Raw genomic sequence first — 1,698 nt, 5'->3', positions numbered from 1 at the left:
GGTATTGGGTGTCTGAGACATGGCGTGCTCCTTGTCTGTGGCGCCCCTTGCCAGCTTCGCTTGCTGGCGGGGCAGGAGCACGGCCGGACCATCCCATTAGCGGACAGCAGGGCTCGGAAGCCGTCGTGTGCCGTCTAACGTGTTCAGGAAGTGTCCTAGATTTCGGACCTGTTCTTACAGCCCGGCGGTACTGTCCTCATTTAGCCCCGGTGTCCTAAGTTGAATTTGGAAGTCGTCTTAATTCCGATTTGCGGCGCATAATGAGCAAATGGAAGAGACCCGTCACAGAGCCTGTATTTGCGGAGCGGTCTACAACCGTGCCGAGTCTATGGCTCCCGAACGCCAGATCAGCAGCTTCGAGTGTTCGGTCGGCGACCAGACCATGGAAAGCTGGAATATGGCCTGGGTGCCCTCCTACACCTAACTAATCGCGGGTCCTGTTGGGCCGCCCCAGATCAGCTAGGAATGCTTTTGGTTTCCTGACGTTCGACGTTGTTATGAAGCGATACTTTTTCGACTTGCGAGACGGTGACGAACTGAACCCCCGACGATGAGAGTCTGGAACTCTCTACCATGGAGGCTGTGCAAGAAGAGGCCGCGCGTTCGCTGGCAGACATGGCGAGGGACGCGTCCCGTAGGCCCCACAATGGAGCGGGACACCGGATGGCTATCGAAGTCACGGATGACACCGGACCGGGTGTTACAAGCCAAATTCACGTTCGAGATAGAACGGCTCGCGTTAAAGGATGCTGAGAAGGTAAGCCAGTTCGCGCTGATACCGCTCTGCTGATGAGTTCACCTGCAACCGCTTGCCCTCCACTCATGTGGAAACAGCCGATCTTGAGCCGAAAAATCGGAATGCTTTTCGCGCCGCTGATATGGCCAGATGACACAAAATCGTCAGTAATTACGAACGAGTCCGCCGGATTATCGCGATCGAAAAGCTGCCGAATATCTTTCACAACGCGCGCTCAACATAGATTCGAGAAGCGCGGTCAGGGGAAGCGCCAAGCTTCCACCTCGTCAGCCGGCTCTACGAGCGCGCCTCAGTCATCGTGACCACCAATCTCGCCTTCGGCGAATGGCCGAGCGACCACCGCGCTGCTCGACCGATTGTCGAGACCGGCAACATAGCTGGCGGTTCAAAAGCCGAGACGACGATCACGCCACCCGCGCTCGTCTCGCCTCCGCTATCCCGGCCAGCTCCGACGAGACGAGCGCTACCAGCAAACCCCGCCGCGCAAAGGGGGAGGCGCATTGCCTCATCAAGAATGTTACCGGAGAACTGACCGTCAGGAGTGGGGCCGCGATACCGAATCGGATCGGTGTCGCCGATGGCAGGACGGATCAGCGTGGGTGCGCGGCGCGAGATCACGGCGGCGGTGGTAGACCGCTATCGATCAGCAGGGCGGGCAGATAAGGGGCGCATTCTCGACGAGCTTTGCGCGGTGACGGGCTGGCATCGCAAGCACGCGGTTCGGGCGCTGGCCAGCCATGTCGCAATTTCGCCGGATGCGGCGCGACAATCAAGATGGGAATCCCGCGACAATCAGGATGAGAATGCGCCGCTGCCGGGGTGACGAAGGGAGGGCGTAGCCGGACCGGAGTTACCCCGGCAGCGGCGTCGACGCCCGGAGGGGCCTCATTTGGCGGTAACGGCGGCTGGTAAGGGATCGGTTTTCTCATTCGAGAGGACCC

1 protein-coding gene and 1 pseudogene are annotated in these 1,698 nt (G+C 59.7%); both read left to right on the top strand.

Annotated features, from left to right (window positions below; translation table 11 throughout):
- Window positions 1-989: 989 nt before the first annotated feature.
- A pseudogene (locus IVA82_RS38855) lies at window positions 990-1,153 on the top strand (ATP-binding protein); the annotation flags it as partial.
- Window positions 1,154-1,334: 181 nt separating this feature from the next.
- Window positions 1,335-1,580, top strand: a complete 246-nt coding sequence (locus IVA82_RS38850) for a hypothetical protein (protein WP_247383712.1) — start codon at window positions 1,335-1,337, stop codon at window positions 1,578-1,580.
- The last annotated feature ends 118 nt before the right edge of the window (window positions 1,581-1,698 follow it).

Source organism: Bradyrhizobium sp. 142, from assembly GCF_023074015.1.
In the GTDB taxonomy this organism is placed as follows: Bacteria; Pseudomonadota; Alphaproteobacteria; order Rhizobiales; family Xanthobacteraceae; genus Bradyrhizobium.
This window is presented reverse-complemented; position numbering and strand designations above follow the sequence as displayed.